This window comes from Variovorax durovernensis (genome assembly GCF_977011995.1).
The window spans coordinates 1156386-1182364 of record NZ_CDRNCW010000001.1 but is presented as its reverse complement, the minus strand read 5'-3'; the positions used below and the strand labels follow the sequence as shown (position 1 = coordinate 1182364).

The window sequence follows — 25979 nt, the reverse complement described above, 5'->3', positions numbered from 1 at the left end:
CTCAGGCAGCCACGGCTTGCGCCTGCGGTTCTTCGTCGTCGACGCCCAGGTAGGCCTCGACCACGCGCGGGTTGGCCTGCACTTCGGCGGGCTTGCCTTCGGCGATCTTGATGCCGTAGTCGAGCACGATCACGTGGTCGGAAATGGACATCACCAGGTCCATGTGGTGCTCCACCATCAGGATCGACACGCCGCACTTGCCGATGCGCAGCAGCAGTTCGCCGAGCTCGGCCGTCTCCTGCGGGTTCAGGCCGGCGGCGGGCTCGTCGAGCAGCAGCAGTTGCGGCTCGGTGGCCAGCGCGCGCGCCAGTTCCACGCGGCGTTGCAGGCCGTAGGGCAGGCTGCCGGCGGGCCAGTGCGCCAGATGGCCGAGGCCGACCAGGTCGAGCAGCTGCAGGGCGCGTTCGCGCGTGGCGCGCTCCTGCTTGCCGGCGGTGGGCCACGCCACCAGCGACGACAGGAAGCCATTGCTCATGCGGCTGTGGCGGCCCAGCATGACGTTGTCGAGCACCGACAGGTCCGCGAACAAACGCAGGTTCTGGAAGGTGCGGCCCATGCCCAGGCAACAGATGGTGTGCGCCGGCTGGCCCACGATGTTCTGGCCCAGGAAGCGGATCACGCCCGCGTCGGGTTCGATCACGCCGGTGAGCATGTTGATCATGGTGCTCTTGCCCGCGCCGTTCGGCCCGATCAGCGCATGGATGTGGCCGCGCTGCAGGCGGAACGACACGTCCTGTGCCGGCTTCACGCCGCCATAAGACTTGGTCACGCCCTGCACCACCAGCAGCTCGCCTTCGCCGCCGGGGCCGATCTGCCCCGGTATGCCGTTGCCGCCGGTGCCTTCGCCGCGATGGCGCGACTTCATGAACCACTTGTTGAACAGGCCCACCACGCCGCCCGGCATGACGTACAGCGCGAACAGCAGCAAAAAGCCGTAAAGGAAGTGCTGCGCCGAGGGCCAGCGCGCCAGCAGCGCGTCGGTCAGCGTGAGCAGCACCGCGCCCACCAGCGGGCCGTACATCGAGCCCGCGCCACCGAACAGCACCAGCAGCAGGATGAAGATCGACAGGTGGAAGGTGATGAAGTCGGAGTTGATGTACTGGTTCTGCTGCGCCACCAGTGCTCCCGCAATGCCGCATGTGACGGCCGCGACCACGAAGGCCATGACCTTGGCGCGGTACACGCGCACGCCCACGGAAGACGAGGCGATTTCGTCCGCCTGCAGCGACAGCAGCGCGCGGCCGAAGCGCCCGCCCAGCAGGTTGCGCAGCAGCAGGTGCAGCGCGGCGCACAGCACGATGCCGAGGATGACCCACTGCGTGGTGTCCAGCGGCGCACCCTTCCAGGTGAGCGGCCGGATGCCGTAGATGCCCTGCGCGCCGCCGAACACGTCGGTCCATTCGCCCACGAGCTTCTCGACCACGATGCCGAAGGCCAGCGTGACCATGGCCAGGTACGGCCCCTTCACGCGCAGCGAAGGCAACGCGATGAGCACGCCGCACAGGCCAGAGATGACGGCGGCCAGCGCGAGCGCGAGCCACGGGTCCATGTCGGTGCGCGAAGTCAGCAGCGCCACGCCATAGGCGCCGGCCGCGAACAGCCCGGCCTGGCCGAGCGATTTCTGTCCCGCATAGCCGACCAGCACGTTCATGCCGGCGGCGCACAGGTAATAGACGCACATCATGAAGGCGATGCGCAGGTAGTAGTCGTTGCCGGACATCGACACGATGCCGATCAGCACGGCCGCGAACGCGACCACGCCGGCGGGGTGGGCGAGGCGCTTCATACCTTCTCCACCGTCGAGCGGCCGAACAGGCCCGTGGGCCGGAAGGCCAGCACCAGGATGACGAGTGCGAACACCGCCACCTCGCGCCACTGCGCCTGCCACAGGTTGACCATCGACTCGAGCACGCCGAGCAAAAAGCCGCCGATCACGCAGCCGCGCGGATTGCTCAGCCCGCCGATCATCGCGCCCGAGAAGCCCTTGAGCCCCACGGTCAGCCCCATGAACAGCGATGCCTGCGCGATGGGCGCGAGCAGGAAGCCCGACAACCCCGCCAGCGCCGAGCTGACGACGAAGGCGCCGATCATCATCGCGTTGGTGTTGATGCCCATCAGGCTGGCCACGTTGCCGTTCTGCGCCACCGCGCGCATGGCCTTGCCGACCATGGTGCGGTTCATGACGCGGTCGAAGCCGAGCATCACGACCACGGCCACGCCCAGCGTCAGCAGTTCCTGCGGGCGCACGCCCACGCCGAACATGCGGATCACGGTGTCGCCCACCGGCGCGGGCACCACCACGGGCTTGGGCCCCCAGATGGCCAGGCCCACGCTCTGCAGGATCACGCCGAAGCCCAGGGTGCTCATCACCCACGCCATGCCGGGGCGGCCCGCGAACGGGCGCACGCCCAGCACATAGAGCAGCCAGCCCAGCAACCCCATCACGCCGAGCGCGGCCACCAGCGCGAACAGCTGCGCGCCCGCGCCGGGGATGGCGTCGCCGAAGGTGGTGGAGTCGAAAGGCTTGCCCAGCACCAGGAACAGAGCGCTCATGCCGATGAACGCGCCGGCCGAGACGAACTCGCCGTGCGAGAAGTTCAGCGTCTTGGTCGTCGTGAACGTGATGCTGAATCCGAGCGCCACCAGCGCATAGGCACCGCCGACGGCGAGCCCGCTGATGAGCGCCTGCAGGAGCGCTACAACCATGGTCTGTGTCTCTTCTTGCTTCTTGCTTTGCTTACTGCTTGAAGTCGGCCGGCTTCAGGCCGTCGATCAGCGCGTCGCTGTAGGGCAGCAGCTTGCCGTCCTTCCAGCGGATCCAGACCAGGTCCTTGGCGGTCAGGGCTTCGTGGTTGGTCTTGCTGAAGGGCTTGTCGTAGGTCTTGAGCACGCCCTGCACCGGCGTCTTCAGGTCTTCGAGCGCGGCACGCACGGCGGCGCCGTCGGTGCTGTTGGCCTGCTTCATCGCCTGGGCCAGCAGTTGCATCGAGTCATAGCCATGCAGCGCGAAAGAGAACGAGCCCGGCGCCTTCAGCTTGCTGCCGATGCGGTCGAACAGCTTCTGCTGCGCGGGCGTGCGGGTCTCGCTCACGGTACGCATGAAGATCGGCTTCTCGGCCAGCGCCTTGCCGGCCGCGTCGTAGAAGGTGATGTTGTCGGCGGCCCAGGAGGTGAGCGTCAGGGGGAAGTAGTTGATCTTCTCCATGCTGCGCACCAGCTGCGCGATGGGCGTGCCCTGCGCCCACACCACCACGGTGTCGACGTTGGCGGCCTTCATCTTGCTCAGCTGCGAGGTCATGTCGGTGTCGCCGACGCCGAAGCGCTCGGTGGCCGCGATCTTGATGTCCTGCAGCTTGGCGATTTCTTCCATGTCCTTCAGGCCGCCCTGGCCGTAGCCGGTGGTCTCGGCCATGAGGCCCACCACCTTGGAGCCGGCGGTGTTCTTCTTCACGTAGGCCATGAGCGCGGCCACCTGCTCGCGGTCGACCATCGACACGCGGAACATGTAGTTGTCGGCGCCGGGGCTCATGGGCTTGGTGATGTCAGTGCCCGAGCCCACGTTGCCCAGCACCGGAATCTTCTTCTGGTTGGCAATGTGCTTCCACGCCATCGCGTTGCCCGAGTTGGTGGGGCCGAACACGGCGACCACCTTCTCGTTGTCGATCAGGTCGCTCATGTTCTGGATCGACTTGGGCGGGGCCGACACGTCGTCGCGCGTGACCAGCGCCAGCTTCTTGCCCAGCACGCCGCCGGCGGCGTTGATGTCGGCAATGGCCGCTTCCATGCCCAGCACCGCGGCCTGGCCGCTCTGCGCCGAGGGCGATGCCGACAGGTCGCCGTTGTAGCCCAGCTTGATGTCTTGCGCCGAGGCACCGGCGGTGAAGGCAGCGAACGCGGCCGTGGCGAGCAGGGTCTTGTACAGACGAAGGGTTTTCATTTTTTGTCTCCTGATGGATTGACGGACGGGGAAGCGATGGGAAAGCTCAAGCGGCTCAGACGGCGAGGAAGCCGCCGTCCACCGGCAGCACGATGCCGGTGACGTAGCGCGACATGTCGCTGGCCAGGAAGATCACCGGGCCGACGAGGTCTTCGGTCTGGCCGACGCGGCCCATGGGGATGCGCGTCATGAACGATTCGAGGCGGCCCGGGTTGTCGCGCGTGGCGGCGGTCATGGGCGTTTCGATGACGCCGGGCGCGAGCGCGTTGACGCGCACGCCGGCAGGCGCCAGCTCTTGCGCGAGCGACTGCGTCAGCATCTTGATGGCGCCCTTGGAAGGCGAGTAGCCCAGGCTCGCGCCCTGCCCCGCATAAGCGGCGATCGATGCGATGTTGATGATGGAGCCCTTCGTCTGCTTGAGCACCGGAATGAAGGCCAGCGTAGTGTTGAAGGTGCCGTGCACATTCACGTCGATGGTCTTCTTCCAGTTGGCGGCGGCGTTCGGGCTCGCGGTGGTCTCGCGGATGATGATGCCGGCGTTGTTCACCAGCAGGTCGACGTTGCCGATCTCCTTGCCCACGCGCTCGGCGAGCGCATGGCAGGCCTCGGGCACGGTCACGTCGAGCACGAAGGACCAGGCTTCGCCGCCTTCATTGCGCACCAGTTGCTCGGTCTCGCGCACGGTGGCTTCGTTCATGTCGGTCACGACCACGCGCGCGCCGGCCTGCGCCAGGCCGAGGGCAAGCGCGCGGCCGTTGCCCTGGCCCGCGCCGGTGACGAGGGCGAGGCGGCCTTCGAGCAGGCGCGGCGCGACGTTGGAGGGAAAGGCCATCGGTGTCTCCTTCTATCTATGTATGTACGGAATGCGGATGCGTCGGCTGGCGCAGAGCTCAGGCCTTGCGGCTCACCGGCACGGCTTCGCGCTGCTCGACCTTCAGTTGCGCCGTTGCCGTGGCCTCGGCCTGCGCGAGCTGCAGGCCCGCCACGTAGCCGAAGGTCAGCGCCGGGCCGAGCGTGATGCCCGCGCCGGGGTAGTTGCCGCCCATCACGCTGGCCGCGTCGTTGCCGACGGCGTACAGGCCCTTGATCGGCTGGCGGTTGGCGTCGAGCACGCGTGTCTTCTCGTCCGTGACGAGACCCGCGAAGGTGCCGATGTCGCCGACCACCAGCTTGATGGCGTAGTACGGGCCGTTCTCCAGCGGCGCGACGCAAGGGTTGGGCGTGACGTTGGCATCGCCCTGGTAGCGGTTGTAGGCCTTGCTGCCCTTGCCGAAGGCGGGGTCGTCGCCGGTGCGCGCCCCCTTGTTGAACTCCTGCACGGTGGCTTCGAGCGTGGACGGCGCAATGCCGATTTCCCTGGCCAGTTCGCCGACGGTGGCGCCGCGCTTGAGGTAGCCGCTCTTCAGGTGGCGGCCGATGGGCAGCGGCGCGGGAGCGACGCAGCCCAGGCCGTAGTTGCGCAGCGCCTTGTGGTCGCACAGCAGCCAGGCCGTGACCTCGGGCTCGCCGTCGCTTTCGCAGGCCTTGACCATCGCCTGCACGAAGTCGTGGTACGAGTTGCCTTCATTGGCAAAGCGCCTGCCCTTGGGCGTGACCGCGATCACGCCGGGCTTGGCGCGGTCGATGAAGTGCGGCATCACGCCCTTGGTGCCGTCGGGGCGGGTGGTGACCGAAGCCGGCACCCACGCGGCGGCATGCGGAATAGTGCCGTCGACGCGGCCGCCCACGGCTTCGGCCAGGCGCAAGCCGTCGCCGGTGTTGGTGGAAGGCGAAGGCGAGTAGTGCTCCTTGCCGGTCGGCGCGTGCGGGAAGAGCTGCTTGCGGCGCTCCACGTCGTACGGGAAGCCACCGCAGGCCAGCACCACGCCGCGCTTTGCAACCACGCGCACGCTCTTGCCTTCGTGCTGCACCACCGCACCGGAGACGCCGTCGTACTCGACCACCAGCTTCTTCACCGGCGACGACAGCCACACTGGAATGTCCAGGTCCATCGCGGCCTTGGCGAGGCGGCCGGCCAGCGCGTTGCCGTTGGTCAGCGTCATGCCGCGGCCGTGGCCCAGCACGTCCAGGAAGTGCCGGGTCAGCCGCTTGGTGACGTACCAGAACGAGGTGGGCGACTTGAAGGCCCGCATGAAGTGTTTGATCTCGGGGCCCGAGCCCAACATCATCCCGAACACGGTCAGCTCGGGCAGCGGCGGCGCCAGCAGCTTGACGCGCTTGCCGAGTTCGCGGCCGTCGAACGGGCGCGTGACCATCGAGCGGCCGCCCTGCTGGCCGCCGGGCGCTTCGGCGTGGTAGTCGGGGAACACGGGCGGCATGTCGAACTGCACGCAGGTGTTGCGCGTGAAGAAGTCGATCGCCTTGGGGCCCATGTCCAGGAAGGCACCGACGCGCGCCGCATCGAAGTGCGTGGTGGTCTCGTGCTTCATGTAGGTGAGCGCGGCGCCCTCGGGTTCGTGAATGCCCTGCTCCGTGGCCAGGCGCGTGCCCGGAATCCACAGCCAGCCGCCCGAACGCGCGGTGGTGCCGCCGAAGCGCGGCTCCTTGTCGACCACCAGCACCTTCAGCCCCTGCGAAGCCGCCGTGATGGCGGTGGACATGCCCGAGGCGCCGCTGCCGACGACGAGGACGTCGCATTCAAAAGTGTTCTGTTCCATCTCTGCCTGTTTCGCCTGTTTGTGTACGACTTAAGTTGCGGCGGAGTTTAGGTAGCGATATTGATATGGTCAAGTCGTTTAGTTACCATCAGATGATCAGTCATCATCGATTGACTGTGACCATATCAGTAGAAACCCTGATGGATATACTCGCCCCCACCCTCATTCCCCACGCCGGGCGCCCCATGGAAAAGCCAAGACGTGGCATTCAGTCAGTCGAAATCGGAACCCAGCTGCTCGTGGCGCTGGGTCGGCACGTCGCGCCAATGGCGCTGCGCGACCTGGGCAAGGCCGCGGGCGTGCCCGTCGGCAAGGCACACCCCTACCTCGTCAGTTTTCTGAAGGTCGGCTTCGTCGTTCAGGACGGCGCGGGCCGCTACGAACTGGGGCCGCTGGCCCTGCAGCTGGGGCTGGCCAAGCTGCAGCGGCTCGACCCGATCAAGGAGGCGTCGCCGCTCATCGAGGCGCTGGCCTCGGAAACCGAACAGAGCATCGCGGTGGCCGTGTGGGGCAACTTCGGCCCGACCGTCGTGCGGCTCGAGGAACCCATCCACCCGCTGCACGTGAACCTGCGCACCGGCACCGTCATGTCACTCGCCTACACGGCCACGGGGCGGCTGTTCGCGGCCTACCTGCCGCCCAAGGTGGTCGAAAAGATGATGCTCGAGGACCTGGCGCGCACCCGCCCGGCAGACGGCCGCGGCTCCACCACCGAGCTGTCGCACTCGCAGATCGAGGCGCTGCTGGTCGAAACCCGCCTGCACGGCATGTCGCGCACGCTGGGCCAGCCGATCCCGGGCATCGATGCCTTCTGCGCGCCGGTGTTCGACTCGACCAACAACCTGGTGCTGGGCATCACGGCCATGGGCCCCGAAGCCACCTTCGACAGAGACTGGAACGGCCGCGTGGCCGTGCCGCTGAAAGCCTGCGCACTCGAAATCTCTCGCAGGCTCGGCTTCGTGCCGATCGACGAAGCCGGATGAAGTTAACCTCGCGTTAACTACCAATGATCAACTTTTAGCGTCAATTCTTCGCGATTGACAGCGTGAGTGTGACTTTCTGCATCCGGGGATGGACCGCGGCCGTTCGAAGTCTTCTTTAATCGGGGTCGTTCATCCACCAGCGAAACCGCTCACGCACATATGAGGTTCGGAAGCCGCCGCAACCTGGTCGCCCCGCCTGAAGACCGCTGCTACCCCATGCACGGCACGGCCGCCTGCGTGATGGCGCTGACCCAGAGCGGCGCCTCGGCATCGGAACTGCTGCGCGGCACCGGCCTCGATGAAAGCGAGCTGCTGTCGCATTCGAGGAAGGTCTCGTATGCGCAGATGCAGGTCATTCTTCGCAATGCAGTGGCGCTGTCGCCGGGGCCGGAAGCGCCCTTCGAGGCGGGCCGGCGCGTCAGCCTCGCTTCGCTGGGCGTCTGGGGCCTGGGCATGACCAGCGCACGCACCTACCGCGAGCTGGCCGAGTTCGTGGTCAAGTACCAGTGGGTGCTGGGCCCCATGGTCGCATTCGGCTTTTACGAGGCCGACGGGGAAGCCTGGTGGAGCTACACCCCGCTGCTGGTCTCGGACGCGCACGGCGCCGAATACCGTCTGAGCATGGAATTCGCTATCTGCATGGGCTACAAGCTGTCCGAGATCGCCTTCGGCCCTGACTTCAAGCCTCTATCCGTCTCGCTGCGCTACGAGGCGCCCGTGCATGCGCACCTCTACGAAAAATTCTTCGGCTGCCCCGTGCGCTTCGGCCAGCCGGTCGACAGTTTCTATTTCGATCCGGCCCTCCTCGAGCGCAGGATGCCTCACGCCAATGCGATCAGCATGGCGATGGTGCGCGCCGGCTGCGACGTGCTGCTGAAGAAGCTTTCCGCCCGGGTCGGCATCGAAGCGCGGGTGCGCGCCCTGCTTGCGGCGCAGCACGCGGAAAAGCCCGCGCTCGACATCGATGACATCGCGGGCGAGCTGAAGATGAATCCGCGCACTTTGCGGCGCAGGCTCCAGGAAGCCGGCACGTCCTTTCGCGGACTGCGCTCGAACGTGCTGATGGACCAGGCCATTGCCTACCTTCGCGACACCGACCTGACGCAGGAAGAAATCGCGGCCCGGCTGGGGTTCAGCGACGGCTCCAACTTCCGCCAGGCGTTCAGGCGCTGGACCGACCAGCAGCCCGGCGCCTTCAGGCCCAAGAGGAAATCCGGCGCGCCACCGCAGGGCGAATCGGGACAGTTGTAGGCACTCGCCCACGCGCTTGACTAGCTTTCTCCCGCATGCACCGGCCGCGGCTGCGGCGAACCTTCAGGCTTACTTAGTTGGCTTTGGAGACCTGAACAATGAAAAGCATCATCCTCTGGCTTTGCGGCGTGCCCCTGATCGTGATCATCGGCCTGAAGATCTTCGGCATTCTCTGACCCTCACAGGAAACATCCCCCGGTTGCTCGAGAGACGGTTCCTCCTCACGGCGCATCCGCGTCGTTAAGCGCTCCTTCGGGAGCGTTTTTTTTGGGCCGCGCCCGGTGAGCGGGTCAGTGGGTTTCGCGGCGCAACTGCTGCACGTCTTCATGCAGCGACAGCGCCCATTCGCGCCGGTCGCGGCCGTGCGACTCCTGCGGCTCGCCGTAGCGCACGATGGCCAACAGTGGCGGCGCGCGCAGCGTGTTCCACAGAGAGGCGAGCAGGTTGTCGTCGCCGATGTAGCGCGGCGCCTGGCTGGTCTCGCCGGTGGCGGCATCGGCAAAGCGCAGCGCGGCGGGCAGCACCGGCGCACCCGAAGAAATGGCCGCCTGCAGCAGGTTGGCATGGAACGGCAGCAGCCCGCGCCCGTCGCTGGTGGTGCCTTCGGGGAACACGCCGATCAGGTCGCCCTCGCGCAGGGCCTCGGTCATGTGATGCACCACGCGCAGCGCGTCTCGGCGGCGCTCACGCTCGATGTAAAGCGTGCCGGAGCCGGTGGAAAGCGTGCCGATCAGCGGCCAGCTCTTGACGTCCGACTTCGACACGAAGCGCACATGGCGCGCTGCGTGCAGGCAGGTGATGTCGAGCCACGACAGGTGATTGCAGATGAGCAGCACCGGCCCTTGCGCCGGCGGCGTGCCCTGCACCTTGAGCGTGATGCCCATGATCTGCAGCATGCGCCTGGACCACGCCTGCACGCGCGCATTGCGCTCTTCCTGCGGCAGGCTGGGGAACTTGTGGCGAATGGTCCACCAACCCACCACCGCGTGCCCCACCGCGTGCAGCAGACGCGAGCAGGCCTTCAGAGAATGAAGCATAGGGCGTGCGTCCTCTCAGCTTTCAATGCGTGATCGCGGAACACCGCGGAGCCGGCTTTGCCGGGCCGCCGGTGTTGCCCCCTGCAACGGGGTTGGCGTAGCGACACGAAGTGCGCGAAGACTGGGGGTGAGCTTCATTTCTAGCCGTGGACCACGCGGCCGGCGACCAGCGTATGGCGCGCGCGGCCCTGCATCGGATAGCCGGCGAACGGCGTGTGCTTGCCCTGGCTCTTGAGCGCGTCGGGCCGCACCTGCCATTCGAGCGCGGGGTCGACGATGCACAGGTCGGCCACGCCGCCTTCCACGATGCGGCCGATGCCGGTGTCAGCGTCGGCGGCGGCCAGCAGGCGGGCGGGCGCCGAGGTCACGACCTCGATGGCGCGCGCAATGCCCGCGCCGCTGCGCTCGCTCCACAGCAGCGCGAGCGGCAGCAGCAGCTCGAGCCCGGTGGCGCCCGCTTCGGATTCGGCGAACGGCAGCGTCTTGGCGTCGGCCTCGACCGGCGTGTGGTCGGACACCAGCGCGTCGATGGTGCCGTCGGCCAGCGCGGCCGAGAGCGCATCGCGATCGCCCTGCTGGCGCAGCGGCGGGTTCAGGCGGGCGCGGCTGTCGAAGTAGCCGATGTCGGTGTCGACCAGGTGCAGCGAGTTGATGCTGACGTCGCAGGTCAGCGGCAGCCCCTGCGCCTTGGCGTCGCGCACCAGCGCCACGCCGCGCGCGCTGGAGATGCGGCACAGGTGCACCCGGGCGCCGGTGGCCTTCATCAGCTCGACGATGGTGAAGATGGCGATGGTCTCGGCCGACACCGGCACGCCGGCCAGGCCCAGCCGCGTGGCCAGCGGGCCGCTGGCGGCGACGCCCTTGCCCAGGTCGCGGTCCTGCGGGCGCAGCCACACTGTGTAGCCGAAGGTGCTGGCGTACGACAGCGCGCGCTGCAGCACCTGCGTGTCGGTCAGCGGCACGTCGGCCTGGCCGAAGCCGATGCAGCCGGCCTCGGTGAGCTCGGCCATTTCGGTCAGCACGCCGCCGGCAAGGTTGCGCGTGAGCGCGCCCAGCGGGAACAGGCGGGCGCCCTGCAGCTTCTCGGCGCGGAACTTGAGCATCTCGACCAGGCCGGGTTCGTCGAGCACCGGGTCGGTGTCCGGAGGGCACACGAGGCTGGTCACGCCGCCGGCAATGGCCGCGGCCATTTCGCTTTCGAGCATGCCTTCGTGCTCGTAGCCGGGCTCGCGCAGGCGTGCGGCCAGGTCGACCAGGCCGGGCGCGACGATGCAACCCGTGGCGTCGATGGTGCGCTCGGCCTTGAAGCCGGCGGGAATGCTGGCGCCGATGCCGGCGATCTTTCCGTCGGCGATGACGATGTCGGCTTTTTTGTCGGTGCGCGATGCGGGGTCGACGACGCGGCCGTTGGTGATGTGGATGTTCATGCGTCTGTACTTCCGGTGACAGTCATGGCCTTTTCGGGAAACACCGTGGAACCGGCTTTGCCGGGCCACTGGTGTTGCCCCCGGCAGGGGGTTGGCGAAGCGACACGAAGTGCGCGAAGACTGGGGACGAGCAACATGTCTATGCTTCGTTACCTGCGACGATGCTCATGACGGCCATGCGGACCGCGATGCCGAAGGTGACCTGCGGGAGGATCACGCTCTGCTTGCCGTCGACCACGGCGGAGTCGATCTCCACGCCCCGGTTGATCGGGCCCGGGTGCATCACGATGGCGTCGGGCTTGGCCAGTTGCAGCTTCTCCGGCGTGAGGCCGAAGGTCTTGAAGAACTCCTGCGACGACGGCAGCAGCGCGCCGCTCATGCGCTCGTTCTGCAGGCGCAGCATGATGACGACGTCGCAGTCCCTGATGCCCTCTTCGAGCGTATGGAACACGCGCACGCCCATGCCGGCCATGTCGGCGGGCACCAGTGTCTTGGGGCCGACCACGCGCACCTCGGCGCAGCCCAGCGTGGTGAGCGCATGGATGTCGGAGCGTGCCACGCGCGAATGCAGCACGTCGCCGACGATCGCGACCGTGAGGTTCGAGAAGTCTTTCTTGTAGTGGCGGATCGTGTACATGTCGAGCAGCCCCTGCGTCGGGTGCGCATGGCGGCCGTCGCCGGCGTTCACCACGTGCACATGCGGCGCCACATGCTGCGCGATAAGGTACGGCGCGCCCGACTCACTGTGACGCACCACGAACAGGTCGGCCGCCATCGCGCTCAGGTTGGCGATGGTGTCGAGCAGCGACTCGCCCTTGGTGGCCGAGGAGCGCGCGATGTCGAGGTTGATGACGTCGGCGGAGAGGCGCTTGGCCGCGATCTCGAAGGTGGTGCGCGTGCGCGTGCTGTTCTCGAAGAACAGGTTGAACACGCTCTTGCCGCGCAGCAGCGGCACCTTCTTCACCTCGCGGTCGCTCACGCTCGTGAAGTTGGCGGCCGTGTCGAGGATGTGCGTGACGATGTCCTTGGGCAGGCCCTCGATCGACAGCAGGTGGATCAGCTCGCCATGCTTGTTGAGCTGGGGGTTTCGCTTGTAGAGCATCAGCGGTTCTCCTCGACCTTCAGGCTGAAGGCGCCGTCGTCGGCTCGCGCGAGTGCCAGCAGCTGGGTAGCCGGCAGCGTGAGCGTGGTGGCGGCGAAGTCCGCGGCCACCGGCAGCTCGCGCCCGCCGCGATCGACCAGCACCGCGAGCCGCACGCAGGCCGGGCGGCCGAAGTCGAACAGCTCGTTGAGCACCGCGCGGATGGTGCGGCCGGTGTAAAGCACGTCGTCGAGCAGCAGCACGTCGGTGCCGTTCACGTCGAAGGGCAGCGCCGTCTGCGCGCTGGCCGAGAGGCCGCGCCGCGCGAAGTCGTCGCGGTGCATGGCCGACGAGATGACGCCGGGCGCGCCGGGCAGGCCCAGGTCTTTCTGCAGCCGCTCGACCAGCCAGGCGCCGCCGGAGGTGATGCCGACCAGCCTGGTTTCAGGGCGCATCAGCGTCTTTACGCCGGCCAGCAGATCGATATACAGCGACTCGGCGTCGGGGACAGGAGAGCTCACGATGGTTGCTCCAAGGCAATGAAAAGGGAAATTCGAGGAACACCGTGGAACCGGCCTTGCCGGGCCACCGGTGTTGCCCCCGGCGAGGGGGGAGGAGACGCGACACGAAGTGCGCGAAGCCTGGGGGAGAGCCTCGTCATTGGAGACTCCTCAGGAATTGCTCCAGGATGATGCAGGCAGAGGCGGCATCGGCATCTCGGGCGCCTGACGACAGGGCCTCGGTGGTGCTGTAGCGCTCGTCGACCTCGAACACCTGGAGATTGAAACGGCCGCGCATCTGGCGCGCGAACTTCTGCGCGCGGCGGGTGTTCTCGTGCGGGGCGCCGTCGGGGTGATAAGGGACGCCGACCACCAGCGCGTCGGGCTGCCATTCCTTGATGCGCGCCTCGACCTGTGCGAAGCGGGCGTCGGCACCCTCGGCCTTGATGGTCGCTTGCGGGGTGGCGGTGCCCAGCAGCCGGTTGCCGCTGGCCACGCCGGTGCGCTTCAGGCCGTAGTCGAAGGCCAGGAAGGTCTGGAAATGGGCAGGAACGGCAGCGGGAACGGAAGGGGAAGCGGAAGCGCCGGGAGCAGGAGCGTCTGGCATGACGGCGCTCAAGCGTGTCCGGCCAGCGGCGAGAGCTTCCAGGCCTCCAGGCCCAGCAGCAGCAGCGCCTTGTCGTAGCGCTGGTCGACCGGGGTGTCGAAGATCACGGCCGGGTCGGCGCCTACGGTGAGCCAGCTGTTCTCGGCCAGTTCCGACTCGAGCTGGCCCTCGCCCCAGGCCGAATAGCCCAGCGAGACCAGCACCTTGCGCGGGCCGGCGCCGGTGGCCAGGGCCTCCAGCACGTCCTTGGAGGTGGTCATCTCGAGCCCGCCGGGGATGGTCATGGTCGAGGCGTAGACCGATTCCTCGGGCTTTTCGGCCTGGGTGAAGACCGGCTCGTGCAGCACGAAGCCGCGCTCGGTCTGCACCGGGCCGCCCTGGAAGACGGGGGCCTCGCCCAGCTCCGGGCGGGCCAGGTGCAGCTCGATCTTCTCGAAAAGCACCTTGAGGTTGATGTCGCTGGGTTTGTTGATCACCAGCCCGAGCGCGCCGCGCTCGCTGTGTTCGCAGAGGTACACGACGCTGCGGTTGAAAGTTTTGTCTTCCATCCCGGGCATCGCTATCAAAAAGTGATGCGTGAGGTTCATCGGGGCAGAATCGGCAGCCATATGCCTCCGATTTTACTGGCCGTCGACAAGACCTATCCCAAAGGGCTCATGTGGTTCCGCCGCGACCTTCGCGTGGACGACAACGCCGCCCTCTACCGCGCGCTGCGGGCCTGCCGCCAGGTGGTCTGCGTTTTCATCTTCGACAAGGCGATCCTGGACCCGCTGCCCACGGTCGACCGGCGGGTGGAGTTCATCCGCGAATCCCTGGTGGAGCTCGAAGCCGAGCTGCGCGCGCTGGGCGGAGGGCTGATCGTGCGGCACGGCCTGGCGGTGCAGGAAATCCCGGCGCTGGCCCGCGACCTCGACGTGCAGGCCGTGTTCGCCAACCGCGACGACGAGCCCGACGCGCTGGAGCGCGACGCCAAGGTGTTCGGCGCGCTGGCCAACGCGGGCGTCACCTTCCACACCTACAAGGACTCGACCGTCTTCGACCGCGACGAGGTCATGACCAAGACCGGCCAGCCGTACACGGTGTTCACGCCCTACAAGCGGGCCTGGCTGGCCAAGGTCGATTCCTTCTTCCTCAAGTCGTACCCGGTGCGCGGCCATGCCGATGCGCTGGCGCCGCCGCCCGAGGCCTACCGCGAGCCGGTGCCCTCGCTGGGCGAACTCGGCTTCGAGAAAAGCAACCTGTCGACGCTGGAAATACCGACCGGCACCAAGGGCGCCGGCGCGCTGTTCGAAGACTTCTTCGAGCGCATCGACCGCTACGACGACGCGCGCAACTTCCCGGCGGTGCGCGGCCCCAGCTACATGGGTGTGCACCTGCGCTTCGGCACGGTGTCGATCCGGCAGATGGCGAGCCTGGCGCACCAGCTTTCGCTGCAGGGCAATGCCGGGGCGGCAACCTGGCTGAGCGAGCTGATCTGGCGCGACTTCTACTTCCAGATCCTGGCGCACTTCCCGTACGTGCACACGGGCGGCGAGTCGAAGAGCTTCCGCCCCGAGTACGACAAGATCCAGTGGCACCACGGCAAGCACGCCGACCAGCTGTTCGACGCCTGGTGCCAGGGCCGCACCGGCTACCCGCTGGTGGACGCGGCCATGCTGCAGATCAACCAGAGCGGCTACATGCACAACCGCCTGCGCATGGTGGTGGCGAGCTTCCTGTGCAAGGACCTGGGGCTGGACTGGCGGCGCGGCGAAGCCTATTTCGCGCTGCACCTGAACGACTTCGAGCTGGCCTCCAACAACGGCGGCTGGCAGTGGGCCAGCTCGAGCGGCTGCGACGCCCAGCCCTACTTCCGCATCTTCAACCCGGTGACGCAGAGCGAACGCTTCGACCCCGAAGGCAAGTTCATCCGCCGCTACCTGCCGCAGCTGGCGGGGCTGTCGAACGCGGCGATCCACGCGCCGTGGCTGGCGTCGCCGGTGGAGCTGGAAGCCGCCGGCATCAAGCTCGGCGAGACCTATCCCAGGCCGGTGGTCGACCATGCCGAGGCGCGCGAGAAGACGCTGCAGCGCTATGGGGTGGCGCGGGCCAAGGCGCTGCAGAAATGAAAAAGGGGCCGCGAGGCCCCTTTTTCATTTTTCTCATTTCTGTCGAGGCATGTGCCTCAGGCGGCAGCGGCCACCAGCGCCGGCTCGCTCGTGTACGCACGCACCAGGCGCAGCAGTTCTTCTTCCGAATACGGCTTGCCCAGGTAGTGGTTCACGCCCAGCGTGCGCGCGTAGTCGCGATGCTTTTCGGCGATGCGCGAGGTGATCATGATGATCGGCAGCTCGGCCAGGCCGGCGTCGGCGCGGATGTTGCGGGCCAGGTCGAAGCCGTCCATGCGCGGCATCTCGATGTCCGACAGCACCACCGCCGGGCGCTCCTGCTGCAGCCGTTCGAGTGCCTGCAGGCCGTCGGCCGCGAGCGACACCCGATAGCCTTCGCGCTGCAGCAGGCGCTGCGTGACGCGGCGCACGGTGATGGAGTCGTCCACCACCAGCACCAGCGGAATCTGCGGCGCCACCGGGGCCAGCAGCGCCGGCTCCTGCGGCACGCCCTGCTCCGCCTCGGCCGATGCCGTGCGGGCCGGCGCCGCCGCCAACGCGGCAGCCTGGCGCTCGCGCGCCTGCTCGCCGTGCACCGCCGCCAGCGCCACCGGGTTGTAGATCAGCGCCACCGCGCCCGAGGCCAGCACCGAGATGCCGGCCAGGCCGGGCAGCCGTGCCAGCTGCGGGCCGAGGTTCTTCACCACGACTTCCTGGTTGCCCAGCACTTCGTCCACGTGCAGCGCCACGCGCTGCGCCGCGCTTCGCACGACCACGAGCGTGTTGTTCTTGGCCGCCGCGTGCTCGCTGCGGGTCGAGGCCTGCAGCAGCGCGCCGGCCCAGTAGAACGGCACCTGCTCGCTGCCGAAGGGATGGCTGTTGTGCAGGTAGGCCGCTTCCAGGTCGGTGCCGCTCACGCGCTGCACCAGTTCCACCAGGTTCGACGGCACGCCGATCGACACCTCGCCCGCACGCAGCATCACCACGTGCGTCACGGCGGTGGTCAGCGGCAGCACCAGCTTGAAGGTGGTGCCCTGGCCCGGCGTGCTGTGGGTTTCGATGCGGCCGCCGAGCGCCGCGATCTGCGCGCGCACCACGTCCATGCCGATGCCGCGGCCGGCCAGCTCGGAGACCTGCCCCGCCGTCGAGAAGCCGGGCTTGAAGATCAGTTCGGTGGCTTCCTCGGCGGACAGCTCCTGGTCGGCGCCGATCAGGCCCAGCACGCGGGCGCGCTCGGCAATGCGCTTGTTGTCCAGGCCGGCGCCGTCGTCGCGGAAGCTCACTGAGACGTCGTTGCCTTCATGGTGCAGGTCGATGACGATCAGGCCGCTGGCGTCCTTGCCGGCCTTCTCGCGTGCCGCAGCGTCCTCGATGCCGTGGGCCACGCAGTTGCGCAGCAGGTGCTCGAAGGCGGGCGTCATGCGGTCCAGCACGCCGCGGTCCATTTCGATGGAGCCGCCGACGATGTCCAGGCGCACCTGCTTGCCGGTGTCCTTGGAGGCCTGGCGCACCACGCGGTAGAGGCGGTCGGAAATGCCTTCGAACTCCACCATGCGCGTGCGCAGCAGGCCGCGCTGCAGTTCGCGCGTCTGGCGCGCCTGCACGCTGAGGTCGTCTTCCGTCGCCTGCACCGTCTTCTGCAGGGTGCGCTGCACGGTGGCCACGTCGTTCACCGACTCGGCCATCATGCGCGTGAGTTCCTGCACGCGGGTGAAGCGGTCGAACTCCAGCGGGTCGAAGCTCTGTTGCGAATCCTTGGCCTGCGCGAGGCGCGACTGCATCTGGCTTTCGGCCTGCACCTCGATGTCGCGCAGCTGCTGGCGCAGGCGGTCCAGGTTGCCCGTGAGGTCAGACAGCGAGCCGCGCAGCTGGCCCAGCTCGGCCTCCAGGCGCGAACGCGTGATGATGACCTCGCCGGTCTGCGCGACCAGGCGGTCGAGCAGCTGGGTGCGGATGCGCACCGCCTGGCTCGACACGGCGCGCAGGGGTGCGAGCAGCGTGGGCGCCGGGCGCGGTTGCAGCGCGTATGCCGTGGCCGGTGCGATGTCTCCGGCCGTGTCGTCTTCGTCGCCCGGTACGGGCGCCGCGTTCTCGTCGTTGGCCGGCACGCCGGCTTCGGGCGCGACCTGCACCAGCTGGGCGGCGGGCGCGGAAGCGCTGGCGCTCGCCACGAGCTGGGCCAGCTCGACCTGCGTGGCGTCGTCGGCCGCGCGCAGCGCGTCGAAGGTGGCCTGCAGCGCGTCGAGGCGGCCGAGCAGTTTTTCGATGTCGGCACGCTCGGCGCCTTGCGAGCCCAGGAGTTCGATCTCGGACTCCATGCGGTGCGCGCGTTCGCCCAGGCGCATGGCGCCGGCCAGGCGCGCGCTGCCCTTGAGCGTGTGCAGCGTGCGCAGCACCGAGGCGCGCGGCGCGCTGTCGTCCGGGTGGTGCGCCCACTGGCGCAGCGATTCGCCGAGCTGGGGCAGCAGTTCCGCCGCCTCTTCCTCGAAGATCGGGAACAGGTCGACGTCGACCGCGTCGGCCAGGTCGATGGCGTCCTCGGAGTCGTCGAGCGCCACGTCGGCGATGCTTTCGGTGGACACCACCTGCTGCAGCGGCCGGGCTTCGGCGCGCATGGCGACTTCGGTCGGCATCGGCGAATTGGCGATGTCGCGCAGCGCCTGCAGCGTGCCCTCGGCCGGGTCGCGCAGGAAGCCGACCGCGAACTGGTGCAGCAGGCGGCGCAGCTCGTCGGCCGCGGCCACCAGCACCATGCCCTGCTCGCGCGTGCCGCTGCCTTGCATCTGCAGGTGCTGCAGCGCGGATTCGAACAGGCGGGCCATGCCCGACAGGCTGTGGAAGCCGACGGTGGCCGAGCTGCCGGCCAGCGAGTGGGCCAGCGCGACGGTCGAGTCGGGCAGGCGCTCATGCGATTCGAGCGCCCATTCGCCGACATCGGTCGCCAGCTGGCGGGACCATTCGTCGGCTTCGTTGAGGTAGACGTTGTAGAGGGCAATGCCGATGCGCAGCGGACCGATCACCTTGACCTGGTCTTCGGCGCTGGAGGAGACGGCGATTTCCTCGACTGCCTGCTGCGGCTGTTGCACCTGGTGGGCAGCCTGGGCCTCGACCGGCTCCGGCAGCTCGTCGGCGACGAGGATCTGCGGCTCGACGGGCGCGGCAGGCGCTTCGACGATGGGTGCGAGCACTTCGGCGATGACCGGCGCGGGTTCGGGCTGCGGCTCGACTTCGAGCTCGATGGCAACGGGCTCCAGCTCCGGCTCCGGTTCAGCCACAGCGGCAGGCTCATGCTCGGGCTCGGCCGCCAGCTGCAGTTCCGGCTCTTCTTCTTCGTGCGGCGGCTGTGCCGCTTCGATGACTTCGGGCTCGTGAGCCTGAACGGGCACTGGCTCCAGCTCGGGCTCCCAGGCCAGGTCGGGCAGGCTGGGCGCCGCAGGCGATTCGGGCTCGACGCTGGCCACGGGTTCGGCCGGCACCTCGGGCTCGGCGGGCGGCTGCACCTCCAGTTCGGGCTCGGCGCGTGCCTGCGTCTTTGCTGGGGCGAGGAAGTCGAACTCGTCGCCGCTGGGCAGGCTCAGCAACGGTGCGGGTTCGGTGTTCTGCTTGGCTTCGAAATCGATGAAGTCGGTCGACGCGAAATCGTCGTCGGCCTCAGGAGGCTGCGCGGACACGGGCTCGGCCCAGTCGAGGGGCTCCAGCGCCGGTTCCTGTGCGGATTCGGGGGCAGCATGGGCTGCGGGCGACACCGGCTCCGGCGTCAGCGACAGGTCGGGCAGGTCCGGAAGCGCCGGCATCGGCAGCGGCGCCACGGCCGGCGCCACCACGGGCGTCTCGGCGGCAATGTGACGCGCCGCGACCGCCAGGGCCTCGGCATCGGCCACGCGCACTGGCGGCGGCACTGGCTCTCCGGCCAGCAGTGCGTTGGCTACGCGGCTGAACGGAGCGGCCTGCCACGAATGCGGCTGGCCGGACGCGATGGCCTCGACCCATTCGCTGAATTCGCGCAGGGTTCTTTCGGTGCCGGACAGCAGCTCGGGCGTGGCCGCGCGCTGGTCGGCCAGCCAGGTGTTGAGCACCTGCTCCAGCGACCAGGCAGCGTCGCCGAATTCGGTGAGGCCGACCATGCGCGAACTGCCCTTCAGCGTGTGGAAGGCGCGGCGCAGGATGGTGAGCTCTTCGGTGTCGTCCGGATAGCTGGCGAGTTCGGCAATGGCCTCCAGGCCGTTCTGCACCACCTCGCGGGCCTCGTCCAGGAAGATGTTCTGCAGGTCGTCTTCTTCGAGCTCGGTGACTTCGGTGTCGGGCAACGCCGACGGGCCGGCGATCTTGTTCGTCCAGCTGTCGGCCTTGTTGCTGAATTCCTCGATCGGCGAGACCTTGGCCTTGCGGTTGGGCGTGGCCAGCGCGGCCAGCTTCGAGGCGATCTGGGCGTCGACTTCCTCGATGCTCAGCACGGCTTCGGCGGCAGGGGCCTGGTCCTCGGCGGCACTGTCGGCGGCCGAGCTGTCGGTGGCCTGGCGGCCCATCAGCGGCTTGAGTTCGCCCGCCTCTGCGTCGAACACGAACAGGCGCTTGGCCAGCGCGGGCTGGTAGCCCAGCATGTCGATCAGGAAGCCGAGCGCGCCGAGGTTGTTGCCCAGTGCGTCGAAACCGGCCATTTCCTCGGCCGGCGAGGCGCTGACGAGCATTGCCTCGACGTCGTCGCGCATGCGCTGCACGGTGTGCGCGGCCTGGTCGAGGCCGAGCACCGAGAACACGCCGCGCATCTGCATGAGCTGCGTCGGCACGGTACGCAGCAGGCCTTTTTCGGCCGGCCGGCGGAAGTACTGGTCGAGCGACTTCTCGAGTTCGCTCAGGTGGCTGCGCAGTTCGTCGACCACGGTGCCCATGGTCTGGCGGTCGCTCACGCGGCGGTAGAGGTCTTCCATCCACGGCTCGAGCGGCTCGGAATGGCCGCCGCCCTGCACGCGTTCGATGCGGCCGGCCAGCTGCAGCGTGCGGGCCGTGAGCTGCGGGTCGCTCGGGTCGAGGTCTTCGAGCGCGGCCTCCAGGTAGAGCACCGAGGTGGCGACTTCCATCGCGAGTTCGGTGTCGGGCGGCCGGCCGGCGCGCAGCGAGGCTTCGACCGCGTGGGTCAGCGCCTGCACCATCGGCAGGCTCGGCGGATGCAGCTTCTGCAGCGATTCGCCGAGCTGCGCGAAGGTGTCGGCCACCTGGCGCGTGCGCGAAACGTCGCCGCCCGAAAGCGCCGACCACATTTCCTTGGCGGTCTCGATGCGCTTGCGGGCCTGCGAGAGCACCAGCGGATCGAAGCGGCCGAACTGCTCGACGGTGTAGTCGACGCGCGGTTCGTTGGCGATGCCCCAGGCGCTGCGCACGGTGCGCAGCGTGGGCGCTTCCTCGCGCGCGGTGGGCACGGCCTGGGCGCAGAAGAACAGCAGGTCTTGCCCGAGGCGGTCGGACACCACGCTGTCGCCGCGCGCGAGCGTGGCGTATTGCAAGAGCACGCGCGAAGCGGCGCGCTTGACGTAGGCGTCGGGCGGGATCAGGCCCAGTGCCAGCGCCTCGAAGAAACCGGCGGCCAGCGTCCAGAAACTGGCAACGCGCGGCAGCAGCGCGCCGCGGCCCAGCCCCAGGCACAGCGCATGCAGCCGGCGCGCGGCCTGCGTGTCGCCGGACTTGACCAGCTGCAGCACTTCGCGGTCGAGCCGCGAGCGCACGGACGGGTCGTAGGCGATGGCGGCCTGCGTGAGCGCGGGCTTGATCTCGACCCAGCGCCATGCCATGCCCCAGAGGTCGGCAGGATGCACGCGCTCGTTGCCGACCAGCTCCAGCACGTCGCGGTACTGGGGAAACAACGCCACCGACGACACCGGCTTGCCGGCCAGCAGGGCGTTGAGGAAATCGGTGACGGCGAAGCCGGCACGCTCGATCTTGTGGACCGCTGCTTCGGTGCAGCGCTGCGGGTCGGCAATGAAGCCCTGCACCGCGAACTCGATGGCGCCGAGCACCAGCGCGGGCGACGCGTGCCCCACCATCTGCAGCGCGCCGACGGCCTGGTGCAGTTGCTGGCGGGCCATCTGCAACGGCCCGCTGTCGGGCTCAGCGGGCGAGCCCACGTCGCGCACGAAGCGCCGCAACGACTTGCCGACACCGTCGAGGGATTTCTGGATTTCTCCCAGCACCCAGGCCAGCGGCCCGAGGTCTTCGGTGGCCGGCAAATTGCCGGCGAGGGGGGCCGTGGCAGGGGTTTGAATCGACACGTTGGGTGCTCGCCGTTCTTTAGCTGTCAGTTTTCCGATGGGCGCTGCGCGCCCAGAATGCACAAAGCCATCGCGGCCACTTCAATGAACACCACGGAACCGGCTTTGCCGGGCCGCCGGTGTTGCCCCCGGAAGGGGGTTGGCGAAGCGACACGAAGTGCGCGAAGGCTGGGGGAGAGCATCGTCACGCAATCTTGAAACGGGCTACCGAGCGGCGCAGTTCTTCGGCCATCTGCGAGAGTTCGCGCACCTGCTGGGCCGTGGTACGCGTACCTTCTCCGGTCTGTTCCGTCACCGCAAAAATGTGCTGGATGTTCGCGGCCACCACGTTGGCCGAATCGGCTTCGCGGGAGGCGGATTGCGAAATCTGCTCGATCAGGTCGGCGAGTCGGCGCGACACGCGGTCGATCTCGGACAGCGCGGTGCCCGCGTTGTCGGACAGCTTGGCCCCTTCGACCACACCCTGCGTGGAACGCTCCATGGCGCCCACCGCGTCCTGCGTGTCGGTCTGAATGGCCTTCACCAGCGCCGAAATCTGGCGCGTGGCGTCCGCGGAGCGTTCGGCCAGTCGCTGAACTTCTTCCGCCACCACCGAGAAGCCCCGGCCGGCTTCACCGGCGGATGCGGCCTGGATGGCTGCGTTCAGAGCCAGCACGTTGGTCTGTTCGGTAATGTCCGAGATCAGCTCGGTGATTTCACCGATCTCCTGGGACGATTCGCCCAGGCGCTTGATCCGCTTGGAGGTTTCCTGGATCTGGTCGCGGATGGAGTTCATGCCGCCGATGGCGTTCTGCACGGCCTGCAGGCCCGACGATGCGGCCTGCAGCGACTGGCGCGCCACCGTGGCCGACTCTTGCGCCTGGGAAGACACGCCGTTGATTCGCTCGGCCATGGTCAGCACCGACTGGCCGGTTTCGCGAATCTCGCGCAGCTGTTCGGTCGAAGCGGCGAGCAGTTCGGTCGAGGTGCTTTCCACCTGCGACGTCGTCTGCGCCACGCGGGTCGCCGTGTTCTGCACGTTGCCCACCAGCAGGCGCAGTTCTTCCACCGTGTAGTTCACCGAGTCGGCGATGGCGCCGGTGATGTCCTCGGTCACGGTGGCTTCCTGCGTCAGGTCGCCTTCGGCCACTGTCTGCAGTTCGTTCATCAGCCGAAGAATGGCGGCCTGGTTGGCGTTGTTCACGCGGCCGGCTTCTTCCGAAGCCTGCTCGGCGGCCAGACGCTCGCGTTCGGCGACGGCGGCACGTTCGCGGCCTTCGCGCACCTGCACGAAACCGATGGCGCCGGCGAGTGCCAGGGCGGCCAGCGACAGCACGAACAGCAGCACGATGGTGCCGGCGCCCAGGCCGGTGCGGGCCGAGAGCTTGTCCTGCAGGTCGCCGAGCGACTTACGCAGCGGCTCGCTGTCGGTCAGGATGGAAGCCTGCGCTTCGCGCGCCGCCACCAGGCCCTGCAGGTTGCCCAGAATGGCGGAGGCCTGGGTGCGCATCTGCTCGTAGGTCTTCAGGATGGCTTCGAGCTGCTCACGCGTCTGCGGGTCTTTCGAGCCGGGGAAACGCTGCTGCGCATTGCCGTCGAGCAGGCCGCGGGTGGTTTCCTGGAAGGTGTTCAAGTCCTTGCCCAGCAGGAACACGGCGTCGGGGTTCACACCCTCGACCGTGAAGAACTCGTTGGTCGACTTGCCGATGCGCTGCGTCAGCATCACGAGCTGGCCGGCGGCCGAGATTTCGGGCAGCGTGGCGTTCTGCTGCATCTTCAGCGACGCGACGGTTTCCGTCATTTCGAGCAGCGTGGACGACTGCTGGTTGATGTCGCGCAAAGCGGCACCCACCTGCGTCAGGATCTGGCGCTGGGCCAGCACGGCCTTGGCGCTGGTGTCGGCGCGGGTGACGAGAGGATTGATCTTGTTCATCTCCTCGTCGTACTGGTTGCCCACGCGCTCCAGGCGCAGCGATTCGTCGCCGTTGGTCAGGCCCTGCACGCGGCGCGTGAGGTCGTCTGCGCTGTCCTTCACTTCGACGAACGCCGAGGCGCTGCCGACGAGGGCCTGCGAGATCGACTTGGCAAGACGCTGCGACTGCATCAGCGACTGGCCGGTGGCCGCCACCTGTTGCGCCAGGCGTTCCGCGCGAAGAATGGCGGAGCCTGCCACCAGCAGCAGCAACAGCACCACCACCGCCAGCAAGATCGCCAGGATGCGCTGCTGCCTGGCGGGGGCGGCGCCCACGCGGCCGCCCGAGGTGTCGGGCACGGCGTCGAGCGCGGCGGCGCCGGGCTCGTTGGCGGCGTCGCCGCCACCGGGCAGCTCGACATCGCCGAAGCTGGTGTCGGTCGTGCCGCCCTTCCTGGCGAGCCTCACGGTCTTTTCGTCCGGAACCTGAACCGTGTCGACATCGTCGAGCGATATCGCACCGGAGCCGTCGACGGGGGCCTTGTCGTTCCCGTTGTTCACGGGCAGTAATTTCTTGAACTTGTCGGCGATCGAGCTCACGGTCGGTCCTTCAGGTGGTTTCGGGTGCTGCGTGCCGAGGCACTACGCACCAATACTCAAAAACTGGGGTTGCTGCGAAAGCGCCTGCAGGTTGACTTCCTGCCAGCGCTCCCCTGCCGCGTCGGTGTACAGATGCCCGTGCCAGGCAGGTGCTTCTGCGCCGGGAGGCTCGGAGGCCGTGAAGGCTTCCGCACCTCGCAACCCCGCCAGTCGATCGACCAGCAATGCGCAGTTGACTTCGAGCAGTTCGTTGAAAGCAACGAGCCGCGACTGGATGCGCGCCGCCTCGGAGGCCGCCTGCGTGCCTGGGCCGCCGGAGGCGAATGCCGACAGCTGCACCACGCCGTAGAGGCCGCCGCGCAGATTGGCCACGCCTAGGAACCACGGCTCCGTGTAGGGCACGGGCTGCGGCGGCGTCCAGGGAAAGATTTCGCCGGCATGCCCCAGCGGGAAAAGGTATTTGCCCTCGCCCGCCTCGACCGCCAGCCACGTGGCAGCCACGCCGGTGGTGCGAGCGGCCTGCAGGCGGCTCGCCAGCCGGGACTGGAAGGCTCTCAGAGCATCGCGATTCGCCATGGACTGGGCAGGCTTTCGCTCAGTTCAGCGCGCTGATCTTGGACATCAGGTCGGCTGCGTTGACCGGCTTCACGATGTAGTCGCGGGCGCCCTGGCGCATGCCCCAGACGCGGTCGGTTTCCTGGTTCTTGCTGGTGCAGAGAATGATCGGGATGGCCGCGTACTTCGGGTCGCGTGCGATGGCGCGCGTGAGCTGGAAGCCGTTCTGGCCGGGCATCACGACGTCCATCAGGATCAGGTCGGGGTGCTCTTCCTCGAGGCGGCGCATGGCGTCGTCCGCGTTTTCCGCGGTCTTGACGGCAAAGCCATTCTTCTGGAGGAGGTCGGTGAGGAAGACGAGCTCGGTCTTGGAGTCGTCGACGACGAGGATTTTGCGAATGGGCATTACTGCGCTTCCTGTTGAACGATGCCAAACTGCTGCACGGCCTGCAGCAGCTGGTCTTTGGTGAATGGCTTGGTCAGGTAGTCCTGGGAGCCGACCATGCGGCCGCGCGCCTTGTCGAATACACCGTCTTTCGAAGACAACATGACGACGGGGACGTTGGAGAAATGAGCGTTGCGCTTGATGATGGCGCAGGTCTGGTAGCCGTCGAGCCGCGGCATCAGGATGTCGCAGAAAATCAGGTGCGGCTTGTGGTCGTTAACCTTGGAGAGCGCATCGAAACCGTCTTCCGCGAGAAGAACCTCGTGCCCGCCCTGCTTCAGAAAAATCTCGGCACTGCGCCGGATGGTGTTGCTGTCGTCGATGACCAGCACCTTGTAACCAGATCCATTCGGGCCCATTGCAAACGCTCCTGCTCATGAGACTTGGAAGCCCGCCGCGCCGAACACCGACGCAGACCGCGTAGCTCTATCTATGCCATGCTTTCAGATTTCAACCATTTCGAAGTCTTCCTTGCGCGCACCGCACTCAGGACAGGTCCAGTTCATCGGAACGTCGGCCCAGGCCGTGCCTGCCGCGATACCGTCCTCTGGTACACCAACCGCTTCGTCATAGATCCACCCACAAATCAGGCACATCCAAGTTTTCGTATTCATCGGAGCTTAAAGTCCTTGTTCATTAAATGCAACGAGTGTATCTA

20 protein-coding genes are annotated in these 25979 nt (G+C 67.7%); 3 read left to right on the top strand and 17 right to left on the bottom strand.

Features of this window, described 5'->3' with window-relative positions; genetic code table 11:
* Window position 1: 1 nt before the first annotated feature.
* The 5 genes from ACWV14_RS05490 to ACWV14_RS05470 are packed head-to-tail and all read right to left on the bottom strand — an operon-like array spanning window position 2 to window position 6594.
* Window positions 2–1786, bottom strand: a complete 1785-nt coding sequence (locus tag ACWV14_RS05490; protein WP_454907793.1) for a branched-chain amino acid ABC transporter ATP-binding protein/permease — start codon at window positions 1784–1786, stop codon at window positions 2–4.
* Window positions 1783–2706 (bottom strand): branched-chain amino acid ABC transporter permease, encoded by a 924-nt coding sequence (locus ACWV14_RS05485; RefSeq protein ID WP_198087395.1) that lies wholly within the window; start codon window positions 2704–2706, stop codon window positions 1783–1785. The genes ACWV14_RS05490 and ACWV14_RS05485 overlap by 4 nt, the downstream gene beginning before the upstream one ends.
* Window positions 2707–2737: 31 nt before the next feature.
* Complete coding sequence (locus ACWV14_RS05480; RefSeq protein ID WP_422084976.1) at window positions 2738–3937, bottom strand: ABC transporter substrate-binding protein; 1200 nt, start codon at window positions 3935–3937, stop codon at window positions 2738–2740.
* 55 nt (window positions 3938–3992) lie between these two features.
* Complete coding sequence (locus ACWV14_RS05475; protein ID WP_454907794.1) at window positions 3993–4769, bottom strand: SDR family NAD(P)-dependent oxidoreductase; 777 nt, start codon at window positions 4767–4769, stop codon at window positions 3993–3995.
* Between the two features lie 58 nt (window positions 4770–4827).
* Window positions 4828–6594 (bottom strand): FAD-dependent oxidoreductase, encoded by a 1767-nt coding sequence (locus ACWV14_RS05470; RefSeq protein ID WP_454907795.1) that lies wholly within the window; start codon window positions 6592–6594, stop codon window positions 4828–4830.
* A 185-nt stretch (window positions 6595–6779) separates the two neighbouring features.
* Here ACWV14_RS05470 and ACWV14_RS05465 point away from each other — a divergent pair, with 185 nt between their 5' ends.
* Both ACWV14_RS05465 and ACWV14_RS05460 read left to right on the top strand, forming a co-directional pair.
* Complete coding sequence (locus ACWV14_RS05465; RefSeq protein ID WP_454907855.1) at window positions 6780–7577, top strand: IclR family transcriptional regulator; 798 nt, start codon at window positions 6780–6782, stop codon at window positions 7575–7577.
* Between the two features lie 159 nt (window positions 7578–7736).
* Window positions 7737–8828, top strand: a complete 1092-nt coding sequence (locus ACWV14_RS05460; RefSeq protein WP_454907796.1) for an AraC family transcriptional regulator — start codon at window positions 7737–7739, stop codon at window positions 8826–8828.
* 290 nt (window positions 8829–9118) lie between these two features.
* Here ACWV14_RS05460 and ACWV14_RS05455 read toward each other — a convergent pair whose 3' ends face one another.
* The 6 genes from ACWV14_RS05455 to ACWV14_RS05430 all read right to left on the bottom strand — a co-directional run bounded on the left by ACWV14_RS05455 (window position 9119) and on the right by ACWV14_RS05430 (window position 14088).
* Window positions 9119–9865, bottom strand: coding sequence for a lysophospholipid acyltransferase family protein (locus tag ACWV14_RS05455; protein WP_454907797.1), 747 nt, complete (start codon window positions 9863–9865; stop codon window positions 9119–9121).
* Window positions 9866–10005: 140 nt separating this feature from the next.
* A complete protein-coding gene (locus ACWV14_RS05450; protein WP_454907798.1) occupies window positions 10006–11292 on the bottom strand; it encodes a dihydroorotase in 1287 nt (428 codons plus the stop codon).
* A gap of 139 nt (window positions 11293–11431) precedes the next feature.
* A complete protein-coding gene (locus ACWV14_RS05445; protein WP_081268856.1) occupies window positions 11432–12394 on the bottom strand; it encodes an aspartate carbamoyltransferase catalytic subunit in 963 nt (320 codons plus the stop codon).
* Complete coding sequence (gene pyrR / locus ACWV14_RS05440) at window positions 12394–12894, bottom strand: bifunctional pyr operon transcriptional regulator/uracil phosphoribosyltransferase PyrR (protein WP_454907799.1); 501 nt, start codon at window positions 12892–12894, stop codon at window positions 12394–12396. The genes ACWV14_RS05445 and pyrR overlap by 1 nt, the downstream gene beginning before the upstream one ends.
* 136 nt (window positions 12895–13030) lie before the next feature.
* Window positions 13031–13480 (bottom strand): Holliday junction resolvase RuvX, encoded by a 450-nt coding sequence (gene ruvX, locus ACWV14_RS05435; RefSeq protein WP_454907800.1) that lies wholly within the window; start codon window positions 13478–13480, stop codon window positions 13031–13033.
* An 8-nt stretch (window positions 13481–13488) separates the two neighbouring features.
* The gene (locus tag ACWV14_RS05430; protein ID WP_081268859.1) at window positions 13489–14088 is read right to left on the bottom strand and encodes a YqgE/AlgH family protein; all 600 of its coding nucleotides are present in this window, start codon (window positions 14086–14088) and stop codon (window positions 13489–13491) included.
* Here ACWV14_RS05430 and ACWV14_RS05425 point away from each other — a divergent pair, their 5' ends adjacent.
* Window positions 14089–15588 carry a cryptochrome/photolyase family protein gene (locus ACWV14_RS05425; protein WP_454907801.1) on the top strand — a complete coding sequence of 500 codons (1500 nt, stop codon included), beginning with the start codon at window positions 14089–14091 and terminating at the stop codon, window positions 15586–15588.
* A 56-nt stretch (window positions 15589–15644) separates the two neighbouring features.
* Here the strand turns inward: ACWV14_RS05425 and ACWV14_RS05420 are convergent, their stop codons facing one another.
* The 6 genes from ACWV14_RS05420 to ACWV14_RS05395 all read right to left on the bottom strand — a co-directional run bounded on the left by ACWV14_RS05420 (window position 15645) and on the right by ACWV14_RS05395 (window position 25935).
* A complete protein-coding gene (locus ACWV14_RS05420; RefSeq protein WP_454907802.1) occupies window positions 15645–21830 on the bottom strand; it encodes an Hpt domain-containing protein in 6186 nt (2061 codons plus the stop codon).
* Window positions 21831–22014: 184 nt separating this feature from the next.
* On the bottom strand, window positions 22015–24321 hold the full coding sequence (locus ACWV14_RS05415; RefSeq protein ID WP_454907803.1) for a methyl-accepting chemotaxis protein: 2307 nt from the start codon (window positions 24319–24321) through the stop codon (window positions 22015–22017).
* A 42-nt stretch (window positions 24322–24363) separates the two neighbouring features.
* On the bottom strand, window positions 24364–24897 hold the full coding sequence (locus ACWV14_RS05410) for a chemotaxis protein CheW (protein WP_454907804.1): 534 nt from the start codon (window positions 24895–24897) through the stop codon (window positions 24364–24366).
* A 19-nt stretch (window positions 24898–24916) separates the two neighbouring features.
* Window positions 24917–25282: a response regulator transcription factor gene (locus ACWV14_RS05405; RefSeq protein WP_081271090.1), complete on the bottom strand. Its 366-nt coding sequence runs from the start codon at window positions 25280–25282 to the stop codon at window positions 24917–24919.
* Window positions 25282–25680 carry a response regulator gene (locus ACWV14_RS05400; RefSeq protein ID WP_081271091.1) on the bottom strand — a complete coding sequence of 133 codons (399 nt, stop codon included), beginning with the start codon at window positions 25678–25680 and terminating at the stop codon, window positions 25282–25284. The genes ACWV14_RS05405 and ACWV14_RS05400 overlap by 1 nt, the downstream gene beginning before the upstream one ends.
* 84 nt (window positions 25681–25764) lie before the next feature.
* A complete protein-coding gene (locus tag ACWV14_RS05395; RefSeq protein ID WP_007838397.1) occupies window positions 25765–25935 on the bottom strand; it encodes a rubredoxin in 171 nt (56 codons plus the stop codon).
* Between the last annotated feature and the right edge of the window lie 44 nt (window positions 25936–25979).

Bases quoted from the DNA above. Each gene is read 5' to 3' on its own strand.
- ACWV14_RS05490 (WP_454907793.1), bottom strand. From the start codon at position 1,786: ATGAAGCGCCTCGCCCACCCCGCCGGCGTGGTCGCGTTCGCGGCCGTG.
- ACWV14_RS05485 (WP_198087395.1), bottom strand. From the start codon at position 2,706: ATGGTTGTAGCGCTCCTGCAGGCGCTCATCAGCGGGCTCGCCGTCGGC.
- ACWV14_RS05480 (WP_422084976.1), bottom strand. From the start codon at position 3,937: ATGAAAACCCTTCGTCTGTACAAGACCCTGCTCGCCACGGCCGCGTTC.
- ACWV14_RS05475 (WP_454907794.1), bottom strand. From the start codon at position 4,769: ATGGCCTTTCCCTCCAACGTCGCGCCGCGCCTGCTCGAAGGCCGCCTC.
- ACWV14_RS05470 (WP_454907795.1), bottom strand. From the start codon at position 6,594: ATGGAACAGAACACTTTTGAATGCGACGTCCTCGTCGTCGGCAGCGGC.
- ACWV14_RS05465 (WP_454907855.1), top strand. From the start codon at position 6,780: ATGGAAAAGCCAAGACGTGGCATTCAGTCAGTCGAAATCGGAACCCAG.
- ACWV14_RS05460 (WP_454907796.1), top strand. From the start codon at position 7,737: ATGAGGTTCGGAAGCCGCCGCAACCTGGTCGCCCCGCCTGAAGACCGC.
- ACWV14_RS05455 (WP_454907797.1), bottom strand. From the start codon at position 9,865: ATGCTTCATTCTCTGAAGGCCTGCTCGCGTCTGCTGCACGCGGTGGGG.
- ACWV14_RS05450 (WP_454907798.1), bottom strand. From the start codon at position 11,292: ATGAACATCCACATCACCAACGGCCGCGTCGTCGACCCCGCATCGCGC.
- ACWV14_RS05445 (WP_081268856.1), bottom strand. From the start codon at position 12,394: ATGCTCTACAAGCGAAACCCCCAGCTCAACAAGCATGGCGAGCTGATC.
- ruvX (WP_454907800.1), bottom strand. From the start codon at position 13,480: ATGCCAGACGCTCCTGCTCCCGGCGCTTCCGCTTCCCCTTCCGTTCCC.
- ACWV14_RS05430 (WP_081268859.1), bottom strand. From the start codon at position 14,088: ATGGCTGCCGATTCTGCCCCGATGAACCTCACGCATCACTTTTTGATA.
- ACWV14_RS05425 (WP_454907801.1), top strand. From the start codon at position 14,089: ATGCCTCCGATTTTACTGGCCGTCGACAAGACCTATCCCAAAGGGCTC.
- ACWV14_RS05410 (WP_454907804.1), bottom strand. From the start codon at position 24,897: ATGGCGAATCGCGATGCTCTGAGAGCCTTCCAGTCCCGGCTGGCGAGC.
- ACWV14_RS05405 (WP_081271090.1), bottom strand. From the start codon at position 25,282: ATGCCCATTCGCAAAATCCTCGTCGTCGACGACTCCAAGACCGAGCTC.
- ACWV14_RS05400 (WP_081271091.1), bottom strand. From the start codon at position 25,680: ATGGGCCCGAATGGATCTGGTTACAAGGTGCTGGTCATCGACGACAGC.
- ACWV14_RS05395 (WP_007838397.1), bottom strand. From the start codon at position 25,935: ATGAATACGAAAACTTGGATGTGCCTGATTTGTGGGTGGATCTATGAC.